The organism is Loktanella sp. DSM 29012 (assembly GCF_900110705.1).
Classification (GTDB): Bacteria; Pseudomonadota; Alphaproteobacteria; order Rhodobacterales; family Rhodobacteraceae; genus Loktanella; species Loktanella gaetbuli.
The window spans coordinates 1-14,937 of record NZ_FOEJ01000014.1; the positions used below are offsets into that span (position 1 = coordinate 1).

Annotated in this window: 14 protein-coding genes; 4 read left to right on the plus strand and 10 right to left on the minus strand. The window is 59.2% G+C overall.

Features of this window, described 5'->3' with window-relative positions; genetic code table 11:
• Positions 1-117: 117 nt before the first annotated feature.
• Positions 118-510 carry a DUF2177 family protein gene (locus tag BMX27_RS16425; protein WP_090161582.1) on the plus strand — a complete coding sequence of 131 codons (393 nt, stop codon included), beginning with the start codon at positions 118-120 and terminating at the stop codon, positions 508-510.
• Positions 511-549: 39 nt separating this feature from the next.
• Here BMX27_RS16425 and BMX27_RS17090 read toward each other — a convergent pair whose 3' ends face one another.
• From BMX27_RS17090 to BMX27_RS16435, 3 genes are read right to left on the minus strand one after another with little or no spacing between them, the layout of a single operon-like run.
• Positions 550-777 (minus strand): DUF4113 domain-containing protein, encoded by a 228-nt coding sequence (locus tag BMX27_RS17090; protein WP_256212607.1) that lies wholly within the window; start codon positions 775-777, stop codon positions 550-552.
• Positions 778-822: 45 nt separating this feature from the next.
• Positions 823-1,821 carry a Y-family DNA polymerase gene (locus BMX27_RS16430; protein ID WP_256212608.1) on the minus strand — a complete coding sequence of 333 codons (999 nt, stop codon included), beginning with the start codon at positions 1,819-1,821 and terminating at the stop codon, positions 823-825.
• Positions 1,818-2,252 carry a LexA family protein gene (locus BMX27_RS16435; RefSeq protein WP_090161585.1) on the minus strand — a complete coding sequence of 145 codons (435 nt, stop codon included), beginning with the start codon at positions 2,250-2,252 and terminating at the stop codon, positions 1,818-1,820. The genes BMX27_RS16430 and BMX27_RS16435 overlap by 4 nt, the downstream gene beginning before the upstream one ends.
• Positions 2,253-2,372: 120 nt before the next feature.
• On the opposite strand from BMX27_RS16435, the gene BMX27_RS16440 reads away from it, so the two are divergent.
• On the plus strand, positions 2,373-3,722 hold the full coding sequence (locus BMX27_RS16440; protein WP_090161589.1) for a Y-family DNA polymerase: 1,350 nt from the start codon (positions 2,373-2,375) through the stop codon (positions 3,720-3,722).
• 189 nt (positions 3,723-3,911) lie between these two features.
• On the opposite strand, the gene BMX27_RS16445 is transcribed toward BMX27_RS16440, so the two are convergent.
• The 7 genes from BMX27_RS16445 to BMX27_RS16475 form a co-directional block, all read right to left on the minus strand.
• Positions 3,912-5,303 (minus strand): FGGY-family carbohydrate kinase, encoded by a 1,392-nt coding sequence (locus tag BMX27_RS16445; RefSeq protein WP_090161592.1) that lies wholly within the window; start codon positions 5,301-5,303, stop codon positions 3,912-3,914.
• Complete coding sequence (locus tag BMX27_RS16450; RefSeq protein ID WP_090161596.1) at positions 5,300-5,617, minus strand: L-rhamnose mutarotase; 318 nt, start codon at positions 5,615-5,617, stop codon at positions 5,300-5,302. The genes BMX27_RS16445 and BMX27_RS16450 overlap by 4 nt, the downstream gene beginning before the upstream one ends.
• On the minus strand, positions 5,614-6,630 hold the full coding sequence (locus BMX27_RS16455) for an ABC transporter permease (protein WP_090161599.1): 1,017 nt from the start codon (positions 6,628-6,630) through the stop codon (positions 5,614-5,616). Before BMX27_RS16455 ends, BMX27_RS16450 begins: the two co-directional genes overlap by 4 nt.
• On the minus strand, positions 6,627-7,607 hold the full coding sequence (locus BMX27_RS16460; protein ID WP_090161602.1) for an ABC transporter permease: 981 nt from the start codon (positions 7,605-7,607) through the stop codon (positions 6,627-6,629). Before BMX27_RS16460 ends, BMX27_RS16455 begins: the two co-directional genes overlap by 4 nt.
• The gene (locus BMX27_RS16465) at positions 7,604-9,145 is read right to left on the minus strand and encodes a sugar ABC transporter ATP-binding protein (RefSeq protein ID WP_090161604.1); all 1,542 of its coding nucleotides are present in this window, start codon (positions 9,143-9,145) and stop codon (positions 7,604-7,606) included. The genes BMX27_RS16460 and BMX27_RS16465 overlap by 4 nt, the downstream gene beginning before the upstream one ends.
• Positions 9,146-9,222: 77 nt before the next feature.
• On the minus strand, positions 9,223-10,218 hold the full coding sequence (gene rhaS / locus BMX27_RS16470) for a rhamnose ABC transporter substrate-binding protein (protein WP_090161607.1): 996 nt from the start codon (positions 10,216-10,218) through the stop codon (positions 9,223-9,225).
• Positions 10,219-10,243: 25 nt separating this feature from the next.
• The gene (locus BMX27_RS16475; RefSeq protein ID WP_090161609.1) at positions 10,244-11,056 is read right to left on the minus strand and encodes a DeoR/GlpR family DNA-binding transcription regulator; all 813 of its coding nucleotides are present in this window, start codon (positions 11,054-11,056) and stop codon (positions 10,244-10,246) included.
• 187 nt (positions 11,057-11,243) lie between these two features.
• Here BMX27_RS16475 and BMX27_RS16480 point away from each other — a divergent pair, with 187 nt between their 5' ends.
• Positions 11,244-13,346, plus strand: a complete 2,103-nt coding sequence (locus tag BMX27_RS16480; protein WP_090161612.1) for a bifunctional rhamnulose-1-phosphate aldolase/short-chain dehydrogenase — start codon at positions 11,244-11,246, stop codon at positions 13,344-13,346.
• A 22-nt stretch (positions 13,347-13,368) separates the two neighbouring features.
• Positions 13,369-14,607 carry an L-rhamnose isomerase gene (locus BMX27_RS16485; protein ID WP_090161615.1) on the plus strand — a complete coding sequence of 413 codons (1,239 nt, stop codon included), beginning with the start codon at positions 13,369-13,371 and terminating at the stop codon, positions 14,605-14,607.
• Positions 14,608-14,937 lie beyond the last annotated feature (330 nt).

Genomic DNA, 14,937 nt, shown 5'->3' on the forward strand with positions numbered 1-14,937 from the left:
TCTGTTCTTCCGTGAACCTTGATCGCTTCATCGTCCGTCTCCTTTACAAGGAACAGACTAACCCCAAATCGCGGACTTTTTAGGGGAGCAGGTCAGTGATGAAGCGAGGACCCCAGCATGATGTTATACGCCATTACCGCCGCCATGTTCCTCGCCATCGATGCTGTCGTGCTCAGCGTCGTGATGAAGCCGATCTTTTCGCGTGATTTGGGTGACGCCATGCGGGACAGCCCGATGCTCGCACCTGCCGGCTTGTTCTATTTGGCTTATGTGGCCGGCCTCATCTTTCTTGTATCTCTACCGGCCTTGCGCGATGCCGCACCCGGACGTGCGGCGCTGCACGGTGCGATCATCGGGGCGATGGCCTATGGCACTTACGAGTTCACTTCGATGTCGATCATGAAAGCGTGGTCTTGGCAGATGGTCATCACCGATACGATCTGGGGTGCCGTCCTCACAGGTTTCTGTGCATGGGCCAGCGTTGCCATCATGCTGCGTTTTCAAAGCTGATACCTGGCAATAGATCTATGGCCGCTGTGCCGTAGCTTGTCACCGCACCACCGGCAGATCCGTGAGGCGTGTCGTATAGCGCGGACTGCGATGATCTGCGCGCAGCTGCCATGACCGCGCCATCCCCTCGCTGGCGAGGACCATCGTCTTTTTTCCAAACCTTCCGTTTACATCATCAAGCGCCGACATCAGCGCAGGTGACGTTGGTTTGATGCTGTCGAATAATGTGCGCGGCCGGTCCTCCAGCGGCAGCAAATCATCAAGCATGACCCCGGCCTTCGTAAATCCGAACGTCTGGCTGTCGATCCTTGGTCAGGCCGCTAACGCGCAGCGCTTCGCTGCGGCCACGAGCTCGATGGTATCAGACGACATCGGCTTCAGCCGCGTCGAACGCGATCCGGCATACTGTGGACGGTCGGGCCGGTGCCGGTTGGTATGATAGAACACCGTAAGCGTGCCCGCGACCAGACCGTGCTGACGTAGCTTTTCGGCAGCGCGCGTCGCGTGGGCGGTGATCGCCTGGAACAGAGTGTCAAAATCGGTCATCGGCGTGCCAGCTGACCTGATGACGGCCATGCCCTTGCGCTGCGGCTCGACCTCGTCGAACGCGATGCAGGCCTCGCCTTGCAGTTCGAGAACCGTCCGCTCCAGCACGACGGTCCCAAGCGCGCGGGCTTGGCGTAACGGCATGTCCCTCAGGTCCGCTGCGGTGTTAATTCCGATGCCGCGCAGCTTGGCTTCCGTCTTGCGACCGATGCCCCAAATGTCACCGACCGGCACCATCGGCAAAAGCCAATCCGGCAGGGTCGGGTCCATCATGTCCAACACACCGGCGAAGATCGGGTTTTTCTTCGCAATGTCATTGGCGCACTTTGCCAGCGTTTTCGTCGGTGCAATGCCGATCCGGACCGGGACGCCCACTCGCCGCAGCACATCGCGGCGCAGCGCGCGCGCATGCGCGGTCCGGTCCCGGAACCCGCTGAAGTCCAGAAAGCACTCGTCGATGGAGTAGATCTCGACGTTTGGCGTGTAATCCTCGTAGACTTCGACCACCCGGCGGCTGATGTCCCCGTAAAGCGTGTAGTTCGATGAGAACACGCGGATCCCGTGCGCCTCCACCTTGTCGCGGATCAGGTGCAGCGGCTGACCCATCTTGATGCCAAGCGCCTTGGCCTCGTCGCTGCGGGCGATCGCACAGCCATCGTTGTTCGACAGAACGATCACCGGGACGTTCTTCAGGGTGGGGTCAAAGATACGCTCGGCACTGACATAGAAGTTCGCGCTGTCGCTGATCGCGATGGGCCGCGTCACGCCAAATCATACCGCCGCACGACACCGGCGATAACGCCCCAGATCTCGCTGTCTTCGGTCAGTTCAATATCCGGGAAAGCCTCGCGGCTATTGGCAGGAGCAAGGAAGTATTTGTCATCACGCTTGCGTAGGATCTTGGCCGTCACGGCACCATCAACAACCGCCAGAACGGCCCGGCCAAGGCGCCGTTTACCTGCACGATCAACGGCGATGATGTCGCCATCACGAATCCCGACGTCCCACAGACAGTCGCCTTCCACGCGCCACCAGAACGTCGAACCGGGATGGCGCACGACCCAGGCAATGGGGTCAATCTCGTCCTCGAGATCGTCCCCGGCCGGGGACGGAAAGCCCGCGCTGACCGGCACGGCGACCAAAGAAATGTGATGACCCGCCGCAGTTACGGGGGCTCCTACGGGATGGACAGGCATCCGCGACTCCAGTTATGTTCCTGTATTGTTCTCGTGTATCTGCGATGGGCAAGCCAGCTGTCAAGCGTTGACCGCGCGGCCAGAGGACATCGAAACACGCGCTGATGAGAGAGGGCTCGCATGCAACATTTTCGCGGACGGGCGCGTGGCGTCGAGCGCCTCTATCTCGATTTCGACAGCTTCTTTGCCTCGGCAGAACAGCATTTCAATCCTGATCTACGCGGACGACCGGTCGGTGTGGTCCCGCTGGATTCGCCTTATACCGCCTGCGTCGCGGTCAGCCGTGAAGCCAAGTCGTGTGGTGTCAAATCAGGCGCGACCATCGCCAAGGCCCGCGAGATAATTCCCGACATGATCTTTGTCGTGGCACGGCATGATGTCTACGTGCGCCTGCACAAGCGCATCCTTTCTGTGATCGAAAGTGTCGTGCACGTGGCCCATGTCAGGTCGATTGACGAGGTCGTCTGCAATCTACTGCCATCTGAAGGCGATAACGGCGAAAGGCTTGCGCGCCGGTTAAAGTCTGCGTTGGCGGTCGCCTTCAGCGATGTCCTCACCTGCTCGATCGGAATGGCACCGACGGAATTGCTGGCCAAGATCGCGGCGGAGATGCACAAGCCGGATGGTTTTAAGCTGATCCAGGCGTGCGACTTGCCGCAAGCCCTCTCATGCGTTGACCTTGGAGATCTGCCCGGTATCTCCAAAGGCATGCGCGCCCGGCTGGACGCAGCACATGTGCGCGACTTTGACGGTCTTTGGGCATTGGCACCGAAACAGGCGCGCGCGATCTGGGGTAGCGTCGAAGGCGAGAGATTCTGGAGCGGGCTGCATGGGTATCATTCGGAGCGTCCTCCGACACAGAAGAGCATGTTCGGGCATAGTCGCATCCTGCCGCAGGACTGGCGCAATCCGGAGAAAGTCAAGATCTGCGCGCGGATGCTGACGGAAAGCGCTGGTCGCCGGGTGCGTCGGGCCGACGTGCGTGCAACGCGACTGACGCTGAGCTTTAGAGGGGGCGCAAGGACGGCGTCAGCCCAACGTTCCGCCGGTCAGCGCTGGGACTGGGAGACATCGTTTCTGCCCGCCCGTGATGACCATACGTTCTTGGTCGCCCTTGCCGGTGGTCTTTCAGAGGCAGAGTGCAGGATGCCGTTTCAGCCGCGGTCAGTCAGCGTGATGATCCACGGCCTAATCGGCAAAAACGAGGTGATGTCAGATCTGTTTGCGGAGTCGCCCAGCGAGTCCGGTGGCCCGTGCCATACTGCGGACCAGAAAAGGTGGGAACAAATCAGCGATATGATGGACGGCTTGCGTGCCAAGCTGGGCCCCCAGGCCCTCTCCATCGGACCGCAAACCGAAATCCCGGGCGGTTACGTTGGCGCCAAAATCGCCTTCGGCCGGATCCCGGACGATGCGGACTTCAACGGGCGGCCCGTGGCCGATGAAGACACGCATTTTGCCTCGTTCTGACGGCGACATGGCGTCAGGTCTACATTGCTGCCGGACCTTAGCAGACTTTCAGACAACGCGCGGCGAAGGTCTGGAACGAGCCCAATGTGTCGGATGCTGCGTAGCGCCCAAATGGCTGCTTCGGTGGGGCGGCTGTCGTTGGCTGCTGCGGACAGATTAACGTGCATCCAACTTCGCACTGTCACGCAGTCAGTCGGGCGGATACCCCGCGCTGGCCAACTCAAACCACAGATCGCCATAAGCCCTTAGCGCGTCCAAGGGCAAAGCGGTTTCAAATTTCTCAAGCTCAGGTGGAAATGCACCATCGCCGAACAACATGGCCGCGCCGATGCTTGTTCCCGTGACGGCTGCGTTTGTCAGGACCGGGCGATCTGTGACGGCAAGCAGCATAGCGAGGTATTCGGGATTTCTGGCAAAGGGGCCTTCCACGATCGTGGGGCCGGCACCGCCAACAAGGTTCAGACAGGTGCCTGTCATCAAGGCCAGATAGAACGAGAGCACGGCCGAGCGTTGGCCCGAACCAACATCTGGTTCATCGCCGTGCCAGTGCATCTGTCGGCCCTGGAACGGGCCAGACCCGGGTTCGACTGATGGCAATAACACGCAATGTCTGTCCAGCACCGCCGACACGTCTTGCTTCGTTGGTTCGACCCGCCCGCCCTGTTGGATCACTTCGAATTCACGTCCCCCCATGAAGCGCGCACTGGCGACAGCCTGTTCGCGCGCGTTGACGTTGACGAGGGTATCGCGAGCAGGATCAAGCGTTGGAGGGCCGTCCGTTTTCATCGACATGACAATAACCCAGGTCCCGGTGGAGACGACTGAGACAGGCCCGTCCTGCGACACGACATGCGGATAGAGCGAGGCGTTGGAGTCGTGGATGCCGACGCAAACGGGGGTTTCAGGCGCAAGGCCAGTGGCTTTTGCAATTTCTGACAAAATCGGCCCCAAGATGTCGCTGGGTCGGCGCACGGGTGCGATTTTGTCACGAATGCCGAGCTTTGCCGGTAGATCGGAAAACGCCCCCTCATTGGGATTCCAAAGGTCCGTGTGGCAGCCGATGGATGTCACATCGGTTGCGGTTACGCCCGTCAGGCGATGCCCCCAATATTGCGGGTAAGTCACGACTTGGGCGGTGCGATCCTTAAGCGTAGAATCACTGGCAAAAAGCCAATGCAGCTGCGCGCCGATGTTCAGGCCACCTGCAAGTTTTGGCGATCCGGTTTGAGCGAAATCGGGTTTGATCGCATCGTAGGCCGCCACACTGTCAGCGGGATAGGTGTGTTCGTAGTCCAGAATGGGGGTGGCCAGCGCTCCTGTAGACCCGAGTAACGCGGCACAAGCGCCGTGGGTGGTTACGGAAATGGCGTCAACGCGGTGATCGCGGTGGAACTGCGCCAGAGCATCCAGAAGGAATGCCCAGTGCCCTTCTACATCATAATGCGGATAGGGGGGGCCAGATTGCACAATGTTCGGGCGCGTGACCACGGCCATTTCTGTCAGGTCCGCTAAATTGACCAGCGCGAGTTTTGCGTTGGTCTTGCCGATGTCGATGACAGCGATGTGGCGCGGTGTGGTCATGGCATATGAAACAGCGGCGTGAGGGGCACGGCGACGGGCGAGTTGTCCGCGTTCGTTTCCATAATGTCCCCCATATAGGACCACCATTTTTGCATCACGGGATGGTTTGGCATGGCGTCCATGCCGTGATCTGTTGTGCGGGTCAGGACGCCAATCAGATGGCCCGTTTCCTCTTCCAGATGGATCGAATAGTCGCTGACGCCAGCGTCGTGCAGCAAGTCGACCAATTCGGGCCAGATGGCATCGTGGCGACGTTTGTATTCTTGGGCCATCCCAACGTTCAGCCGCATGCGAAAGACGTAACGCTCGCTCATGGTTTGCGCCGCTCGGCAGCCATCGCCCAAAGGCGCGGCAGGGCAATCACCCCGATAAGAAGCAGGCCGATGAAGATCGACATGACGATGCCGGGCACGTTCAACAGGCCAAGGCCGAAGGTCACGAGCCCCATGACGAAGGCTGCGATCACGACACCGGGGATCGTGCCGGACCCGCCAAGGATGTTGACGCCACCGAGGACGACCATCGTCACCACCTCAAGTTCCATCCCCGTCGCGATACTGGGCCGCGTTGAGCCAAGGCGGGAGGTCAAACAGACGGCCGCGATGCCCGACATCAGACCGGTCAGCAGGAACAGGATGAACTTGACGCGGGCCACGCGGATACCACTGAACAATGCGCCCGTGGGGTTGTTGCCGATGGCATAGACGGCGCGGCCGAAGTTGGTTTTGTGCAGCAGGATGCCGTAGATGACGGCGATGATGACGAACAACAGCATCTCAACGGTGAAGACCCAGTAGATATAGCCCTGCCCGAACCACGAAAAGCTGGCGGGATAGCCGCGGAATGCGTCATCCCCAAGGATGATGAAGCTGATGCCGCGAAACAGGCTCATGGTGCCGATGGTCACCACGATGGAGGGCAGACCGAGCACCGTGACGAAGAACCCGTTGAACGCCCCGCACAGCAAGCCGACTGTCAGGCCAATGATCACCAGTTCGGGGGTGCCTGCACCGTATTGCAGCGCCAGCCCCATCGCCGTGCTGGCAAGCGCGATGATGGAGGCGACGGAGAGGTCGATTTCACCCGAGATGATCAGCAGCGCCATTGCGAAAGCAATCATCGCCTTTTCGGTGAAGTTGAAGGTCGCGTCGCTGAGGTTCCAGGCGCTCAGGAAATAGGGCGAGGCGAAGCTGTTGATCACGAAGATCGCGATGGCGACGGCCAGCAGCAGGGCTTCCCAGCTTTTGAAGATGCGTGCGGCGCGGCTGTTGAGGCGGTCGGGGACGTGGCGATCTGGAGCGGGGCGGGTTTGGGTTGCGTCGGTCATTGTGTGGCCTCCGCCGATTTAAGGATAATGCGGCCTTTGGTGCGGCCCGCACGGGCGTTGAAGGCCACGGCGATCAGGATCGCGCTGCCGGAAATGGCGAGCTGCCAGAAGGGCGAGATGTTCACGACCGGAAGCGCGTTCTTGACGACCCCAAGGAAGATCGCACCGAGCACCGCACCGCCGACAGAACCGACCCCCCCCGCGATGGAGATGCCACCGATGACACAGGCCGCGACGACTTCGAGTTCGAAACCACCGGCGATATCCACGTAAGCGACAGCAAAGCGCGACACCCAAAGGTATCCCGTCAGACCCGCCAACGCACCCGAGACCACAAAAGCCCAGAATTGTGTCTTGCCCACATTGATGCCCGTGTAGACAGCGGCGTGGGGGTTGCCGCCCACGGCGAAAATGGACCGCCCGAACTGCGTGCGCGCCATCATGATTCCGAACAGGGCAATCGTGATGATCGCGGTCCATGACAACACCGGCAGCCCAAGCAGCTCCATGCGGGGGAACGCGGTGAAGGCGGGCGACATCTCGTGGGAATTCACCCATTTGCCGTCAGAAATCAGAAAGATAATGCCGCGAAAGATGGTCATGGTGCCAAGGGTCACGACAATCGGCGGGATCGCCAGTTTCCAGACCAGAACGCCGTTGATCGCACCCATGATCGCGCCCAGCAGGATCGCAATCGCGATGATCACGGGGATCGGCAGACCCGGCATTGTGACGTTGATCATCGCGACCGCCATACCCGTAAGCGCAAGGTTCGCGGCGACCGACAGATCAATACAGCGGGTCAGGATCACGACCATCTGCCCAAGCGCGAGGATAATCAGCGGGGCCGTGTCATTGAACACATTGGCCAGATTAGACGGCGCAACGAAGCCTGCGAAGCGGGACGCAATCAAAAGCAGGAGCACCAGAATGGCACCTGCCAAAATTGTTTCGCGCACGGGTATAAAACGGGTCATGCTGCCGCTCCGTCAGTTGTTATGCCCGCTGCGTGGCGCACGAGGGTCTCGGGGGTTAATTCGTCTTTTGACAATTCCGCGGCAATACGACCGTCCCGCATAACGATCACGCGGTCCGACATGCCGATTATTTCAGGAATTTCAGAGCTGACCATGATGACAGACAACCCCTGCGCGGCCAGTTCGGACATGAATTCATGCACCGCCGCCTTGGATCCGATATCGATGCCCTTGGTGGGTTCATCCAGAATAATCACCTGCGGCTGGGTCGCCAGCCATTTGGCGATGACAACCTTTTGCTGGTTGCCGCCCGACAGATTGCCCACGTCTTGATCAAGTGCCGCCGCGCGAAGGTCCAGCCGTTGTGAATACTCTCGCGCCAGTTTGAATTCTTCGGCGAGCTTCAGGAACCCGCTTTTGGATGTCTTGCCCAAAGACGGCAGGGTGATATTCTGGAAAATCGGCAGGCCGATAATCGCGCCCTGCTTGCCGCGATCCTCGGGGACATAGACGATCCCGTTGGAGACCGCATCGGCGGGCGAGCGGATTACCTTGATGTCGCCATTGACCCGACACACGCCTTTGGAGGGTTTGGTGATCCCGAACAGGGCTTGCATGAGCTCGGACCGACCGGCGCCAACGAGGCCGTAGAAGCCAAGGATTTCGCCCTTGTTGAGGGTGAAATTGATGTCGGCAAATTCGGTCGGGTGTTCATATCCCACGACTTTCAGGACCTCGTCGCCAATGGCATGGTCGCTTTGCGGAAAAATCTGATCGACGGATCGTCCGACCATCATCGTCACAAGATCGCCTTCGGAGATATCATCGATCTTGCCATCGCCAACAAAGGCACCATCGCGAAACACGGTGTAGCGGTCAGCGATGCGGAAGATTTCGTCAAACTTGTGGCTGATAAACAGGATCGCCTTGCCCTGTGATTTCAGGGTTTCGACCAGCTCATACAGCTCTTCGATTTCTTTGTGGGACAGGGCCGCGGTGGGTTCGTCCATGATGACCACACGGGCATCAACGGACAAGGCGCGGGCAATCGCCACGAGGTGTTTGTTGGCAATGCCGAGATCGCGCAATTGGGTGTGGGAACTGAAGGGCGCGCCGATGTCAGCCAGAAGCTTGGCCGCGTTGCGGTGCATTTGCGCGGTATCAATCAGGCCGAACCGCGTGCGGGGCGCATGCCCGATGAAGATATTTTCGGCCACGGACAGCTCATCAAACAGCACAGTCTCTTGGTGGATGGCCGTGATGCCGGCTTTTGCCGCATCATTCGGGGACGCAAAGGCAATCGGGTCACCGTCGATCCGGATCGTGCCACCGTTGGGTTGGTAGATGCCTGTCAGGATCTTCACGGTCGTGGATTTACCAGCGCCGTTCTCACCGACAAGGGCGGTCACTTGGCCAGCGTAAAGGTCCAGCTTGACCTGATCCAGCGCTTTCACGCCGGGAAATGTTTTGGTGATCATGTCCATCGAGACCATCGGGGACACGTCAGGCGATATGGCGGGCGCGGGGCGAGTCGACATGCCGATACTCTCTCAGGATGGGGGGGGGTAAATTGGCCCGGCGCAGGTGATACGCCGGACCGAAGCGGAGGGACGTTTTAGAAGATCGACTTGAAATCGTCGATGTTGCTGGCGTCGTAAACAAACGGATCGGCCATGGCGCCTTCGTTGTTTTCATCCAGCGTCAGCGTGCCCATGCGGCCCATTGGGATTTCCGCACCGGGTGCTGCTTCGGCACCGTTCTGGCTCAGTTCATAGGCCAGCATCGTTGCGGAGTAGCCCAGATCAATGGGGTTCCAGATCGCGAAGGACTGAGACGCACCGGATTCGATGGCACCGGCCATTTCGGACGGAAGGCCAAGACCTGTGACGTTCACCTGACCGACTTTGTCGGCATCCACGACGGCCTGTGCGGCGGCCACGATACCAACAGATGTCGGCGCGATGATCGCATCAAGATCGGGGTAGGACTGCATCAAGCCTGTGGCTTCACGGTAGGATTTGTCGGCGAGGTCGTCGCCATACACAGTCGCAACCACGTCGATGCCAGGATAGTCGCCCATAACGGCCATCATCTCTTCGATCCAGATGTTCTGGTTTGTGGAGGTGGTGGTGGCCGAAAGCAGGGCCACTTCGCCGCCGTCTGGCAGGTGATCGGCCGCCAGCTTGATAATCATGTTACCGATCAGCGGGTTAGAGGACGGGTTCAGGTGCAATTGGCGCCCTTCGGGGGCCACGCCGGAATCCCAGCTGATAACCGTGATGCCACGCTGCATGGCGCGCTGCAGGGCGGGAACCAATGCGTCGGTGTCGTTTGCGGAAATCGCAATTGCGTCAACCTGCTGGGCGATCAGTGCGTTGATGACTTCGATTTGGCCTTCAGCCGTCGTGTCGGTTGGGCCGGTATAGATGATCTCCACATTGCCAAGTTCTTCTGCGGCTTCTTCTGCACCTTCTGCAGCGGCCTCAAAGAACCCGATGCCAAGCGCCTTGACGACAATGGCGATACGAACGTCGTCTTGCGCGAATGCTGGCGTGGCGATCATCGCGGCAGCCATTGCAGCAGATGCTGCCAGTTTCTTCAGTACACTCATGGTTTCCTCCCTGGAGTGGTTGCGGTCAGGCTGGCAGAGACGCCACCCCCTCTTTCTGCGCAGTGCCTGACGGCACCACGATCAGTGTTACATCCGCCGATTCCAGCATGGCCGCCGTGCGGTCATCGATCTGGTCGTCGGTGATGATTGTGTCGATCCGCTCAAGCGGGCACAGCACAAGGCTGGAGCGATTTTCAAATTTGGAGCTGTCCACCAGAACGATCAGTTCCTCGGCTTGGCCGATCAGCTTTTGTTCGGCCTGGATCAGCAATGGATCGCCCTCCATCAGGCCCAGTGGGCCGATGCCTTGCGCACCCATGAACATGCGTTTGGCATAGAAATTGCGGGTCACGTCATTGTCGAAGGGCGACAGGATGATGTTTTGTTCGCGGTAGATGATCCCGCCGGACAGCATCACCGTGTTCTGGGTGTTCTTCAGCAGATGTTCGGCGATCGGGAAGGAGTTGGTGAAAACCTGCATCCGACGCGAGGCCAGCGGGTGAACCATCTGGAATGTTGTCGTGCCGCCGTTGATGATGATTGGCTCACCGTCCGCGCAAAGGTCTACTGCAGCTGCAGCAATGGCCTGCTTTTCGGCGGTGTTCATCGTCTCGTTGACGGAAAACGGACGACCCGCAAGGCCGACGAACGGCGTCGTCGTCAGGGCCTCGGCACCGCCACGGACGCGGCGCAACTTCTTGTGTTCGTCCAACGTATTGATGTCTCGGCGCACCGTCGCCTCCGAGGCGCCAGTCAATGCACACAGGTCAATAACGGTCACGAGCGACCGGTCTTGAACGGCGGATAGGATGACTCTGTGGCGGTCGTTTTCGTGCATGGGATGTCCCTTTGATTGCACTGAACGTGAGGCGAATCGCGACAGTTTGTCAATCATTATTTGTCACATTCAGTCATTCTGCGCCGCAGCATGATTGCTTGTGATTGAAAATGATTGACTTGCCTACAATCTAACGTCACGTTGATTTCGAATAATTTGTCTTAACCCGTCGTCCACGGAGACTCACATGACCTCTTCCAAAATTAGCCAACGTCTTGAAAACAAATGGGATGACGCCCGCGCCAGCAAGATGAGCGAGCCGGAGAAGTTGCTGTATCGCTCCAACCTGCTTGGGTCGGACAAGAGAATCACGAACTACGGCGGCGGCAACACTTCGGCCAAAGTGATGCAAGACGATCCGTTGACCGGAAATGCTACAGAAGTGCTGTGGGTCAAAGGATCGGGCGGGGACGTTGGCTCGATCAAGATGGACGGGTTCTCAACGCTCTACATGGACAAGCTGGACGCGCTGCGCGGGCTTTATCGGGGGGTCGACTTCGAGGACGAGATGGTCGCCTACCTCCCCCATTGCACGTTCAACCTTAACCCGCGCGCCGCGTCGATCGACACGCCACTTCATGCCTATGTGCCTGCCAAGCACGTCGATCACATGCACCCGGATGCGATCATCGCGATTGCTGCAGCCAAGGACAGCAAGGCCCTGACGCAACAGATTTTCGGCGACAGCATTGGCTGGTTGCCGTGGAAGAAACCCGGCTATGAATTGGGCCTCTGGCTGTCGGATTTTTGCGAAAAGAACCCGGATGCCAAGGGCGTCGTTCTTGAAAGCCACGGGTTGTTCACTTGGGCAGATGACGCGAAAGACTGCTATGAGCTGACGCTGGATGTTATCCAAACGGCGATGGACTGGTTCGCCACGGAAACCGCCGGCAAGGATGCGTTCGGCGGGGCGGTTCACACCAGCCTGAGCGCCGAGGACCGCCGCGCCACCGCCGCACGCCTGATGCCAGCCATTCGCGGATATGTGTCCGGCCAGCAGCACATGGTCGGCCATTTCACCGACAGCGAGGCCGTGCTGGAATTCGTCAACGCCAAGGATATGGAGCGTCTGGCCGCACTCGGCACGTCGTGCCCTGACCACTTCTTGCGCACCAAAATCTGTCCGCTCGTGGTCGATTTCGACCCTGCGAAGCCGGACGTAGACGCCACGATTGCTGGCCTCGACAAAGCCATCGCCGAATATCGTGTCGGCTATCAGGCCTATTATGACCGCTGTAAACGCGATGACAGCCCTGCCATTCGTGACCCCAACGCGGTTGTCTATCTGATCCCCGGCGTCGGCATGATCACCTTCGCCAAAGATAAAGCAACAGCCCGCATTTCCGGTGAATTCTACGTCAACGCCATCAACGTGATGCGCGGCGCGGACGCCGTTTCTGAATACCAAGGCCTGCCCGAACAAGAGGCATTTGACATCGAATACTGGCTGCTTGAGGAGGCCAAGTTGCAGCGCATGCCCGCGCCGAAATCCATGGCGGGCCGCGTGGCTTTGGTCACTGGTGGGGCTGGCGGGATCGGGTCGGCCACGGCTGAACGATACTTGCGCGAAGGCGCCTGTGTGATGTTGGCCGATATCGATGACGCTGCCCTTGCCGAAACCTTTGAGGGCCTTAGCACCAAATACTCCGCTGACGTTTTGCGCACCGTAAACATGAACGTCACCGATGAAGCTGCCGTCGCATCCGCCTACAGTGATATCGCGGCAGAGTTTGGTGGTGTCGATATTCTCGTCTCCAACGCAGGCATCGCGAGTTCTGCCCCAATTGAGGACACCAGCCTCGATCTGTGGAACAAGAACATGTCGATCTTGTCCACCGGCTATTTCCTTGTCAGCCGCGAGGCCTTCAAGCTGTTCAAGGTCCAAGACATGGGCGGCGCGGTTGTGTTTGTGGCGTCCAAGAACGGTCTTGCGGCCTCGCCCAATGCATCGGCCTATTGCACCGCCAAAGCGTCTGAGATCCACCTTGCCCGCTGTCTGGCTCTTGAGGGTGCGCCGATGGGGGTGCGGGTGAATGTCGTAAACCCTGATGCCGTGCTGAAGGGGTCCAAAATCTGGCAGGGCGAATGGCTCGACCAGCGTGCGGGCACCTACGGCACCGACAAGGACGGATTGGAAGAGATGTATCGCGATCGCTCCATGCTGAAGCGCTCCGTGCTGCCCGAAGATATCGCAGAGGCTGCCTATTTCCTCGCATCCGATCTGTCGGCCAAATCGACAGGTAACATCATCAACGTCGATGCGGGCAACAAAGAAGCGTTCACGCGCTAAGGCGTCCAAGGGAGGACAAAACATGAGCTATGAGAGCGCAAAAGCCGCCTTTGCCGACTGGGGCGTGGACACGGAAGCGGCCCTGAGCCGGTTGGCTGGCATCCCGATTTCCATGCACTGCTGGCAGGGCGATGACGTCGTTGGGTTCGAGGCCAAAACCGGCAGCTCTGGCGGGGGCATTCAAGCCACGGGTAACCACCCCGGCCGCGCCCGCACACCGGACGAGTTGCGCGCTGATCTTGAGTTCTCCTACTCGATGATCCCCGGCAAGCACCGGTTGAACCTGCATGCTTTTTACCTTGACACCGACCAGACCCCTGACCGCGACGAGATCGAATTCAGCCACTTTGCACCTTGGGTCGATTGGGCCAAGGATCAGGGCCTTGGCCTTGATTTCAACCCGACGTTCTTCGCCCACGAAAAGGCAGATGACTACCTGACCCTCAGCCACCCGGATCAGGGTATTCGCGATTTCTGGATCGAACATGGTAAACGGTCACGTGATATCGCGGCCCAGATGGGCGCCGCGCTTGGCACCCCATGTGTCAACAATATCTGGGTGCCAGATGGTTATAAAGACACGCCCGTCGATCGCATGGCCCCGCGCCAGCGTTTGGAATCCTCGCTCAACGCGATGATGGCCGCGCCGCAGGATAAGGCGCAAATGCTTGATGCTGTCGAAAGCAAACTGTTCGGCATCGGCGTGGAGGCCTGCACTGTCGGCAGCCACGAATTCTACATGGGCTATGCGATCCGCAAAGGCACCTTGCTGTGCCTCGACATGGGGCATTTCCACCCGACCGAAAACGTCGCCGACAAACTCAGCTCAGTGGCCTTATCGGTTGACGAAATCCTCCTCCACGTCAGCCGCCCCATGCGTTGGGACAGCGACCATGTGATCCTGTTGGACGATGCAATCCTGCAGATGGCGCAAGAGCTGGTGAGCGCAGACCTCCTGGGGCGCACCCATATCGGGCTTGATTTCTTTGACGCAACGATCAGCCGGACCGCAGCTTGGGTCATCGGAACGCGCAACATGCAAAAAGCACTTTTGCGCGCGCTACTGGCCCCGTGGGATGGGTTGAAGTCAGCGGAAAACAACCTCGACTACACATCTCGTCTGGTTGTGACCGAGGAGATCAAAGACCTGCCTTATGCAACCGTCTGGGCCGAGTTCTGCGACCGGATGGATGTCCCGTCAGGCCAATCTCTTGTGTCGGACCTCAACCGATACCAAGACAGTATCGCCGGCCGCGGCTGAATATACTGCAATGCAGGTGTTTGGCGGTTTCGAGCGGCGGCTTCGAGTCGGGAAGCCGACAATCGAGACAAATCGTCGTTCGGCAGCAAAGTCCGCATAGCTGACCTTGTTGCAGATTGCAGCGAACGTCCGGTTTCTGCGCTCATGCGTTCGACAGCAGAAACGACATCTCTCACCCAACATCCCCCAGCCCACTGCGATCAGACTTCAGTCCTTCGCCGCTCTGGTGGATAACCATGCGATCGGCAGGATACGGCTTGATTAAGTCGAATGCCTCATCCGGTGTGCCCTCCAGCCACTGCGCATAGTCCTCCGGTGCCAAGATCATCG

Coding starts and splice junctions, on each gene's coding strand:
- BMX27_RS16435 (WP_090161585.1), bottom strand. CDS start 2,252: ATGCCTGTCCATCCCGTAGGAGCCCCCGTAACTGCGGCGGGTCATCAC.
- BMX27_RS16440 (WP_090161589.1), top strand. CDS start 2,373: ATGCAACATTTTCGCGGACGGGCGCGTGGCGTCGAGCGCCTCTATCTC.
- BMX27_RS16455 (WP_090161599.1), bottom strand. CDS start 6,630: ATGACCGACGCAACCCAAACCCGCCCCGCTCCAGATCGCCACGTCCCC.
- BMX27_RS16445 (WP_090161592.1), bottom strand. CDS start 5,303: ATGACCACACCGCGCCACATCGCTGTCATCGACATCGGCAAGACCAAC.
- rhaS (WP_090161607.1), bottom strand. CDS start 10,218: ATGAGTGTACTGAAGAAACTGGCAGCATCTGCTGCAATGGCTGCCGCG.
- BMX27_RS17090 (WP_256212607.1), bottom strand. CDS start 777: ATGCTTGATGATTTGCTGCCGCTGGAGGACCGGCCGCGCACATTATTC.
- BMX27_RS16460 (WP_090161602.1), bottom strand. CDS start 7,607: ATGACCCGTTTTATACCCGTGCGCGAAACAATTTTGGCAGGTGCCATT.
- BMX27_RS16480 (WP_090161612.1), top strand. CDS start 11,244: ATGACCTCTTCCAAAATTAGCCAACGTCTTGAAAACAAATGGGATGAC.
- BMX27_RS16425 (WP_090161582.1), top strand. CDS start 118: ATGATGTTATACGCCATTACCGCCGCCATGTTCCTCGCCATCGATGCT.
- BMX27_RS16450 (WP_090161596.1), bottom strand. CDS start 5,617: ATGAGCGAGCGTTACGTCTTTCGCATGCGGCTGAACGTTGGGATGGCC.
- BMX27_RS16465 (WP_090161604.1), bottom strand. CDS start 9,145: ATGTCGACTCGCCCCGCGCCCGCCATATCGCCTGACGTGTCCCCGATG.
- BMX27_RS16475 (WP_090161609.1), bottom strand. CDS start 11,056: ATGCACGAAAACGACCGCCACAGAGTCATCCTATCCGCCGTTCAAGAC.
- BMX27_RS16485 (WP_090161615.1), top strand. CDS start 13,369: ATGAGCTATGAGAGCGCAAAAGCCGCCTTTGCCGACTGGGGCGTGGAC.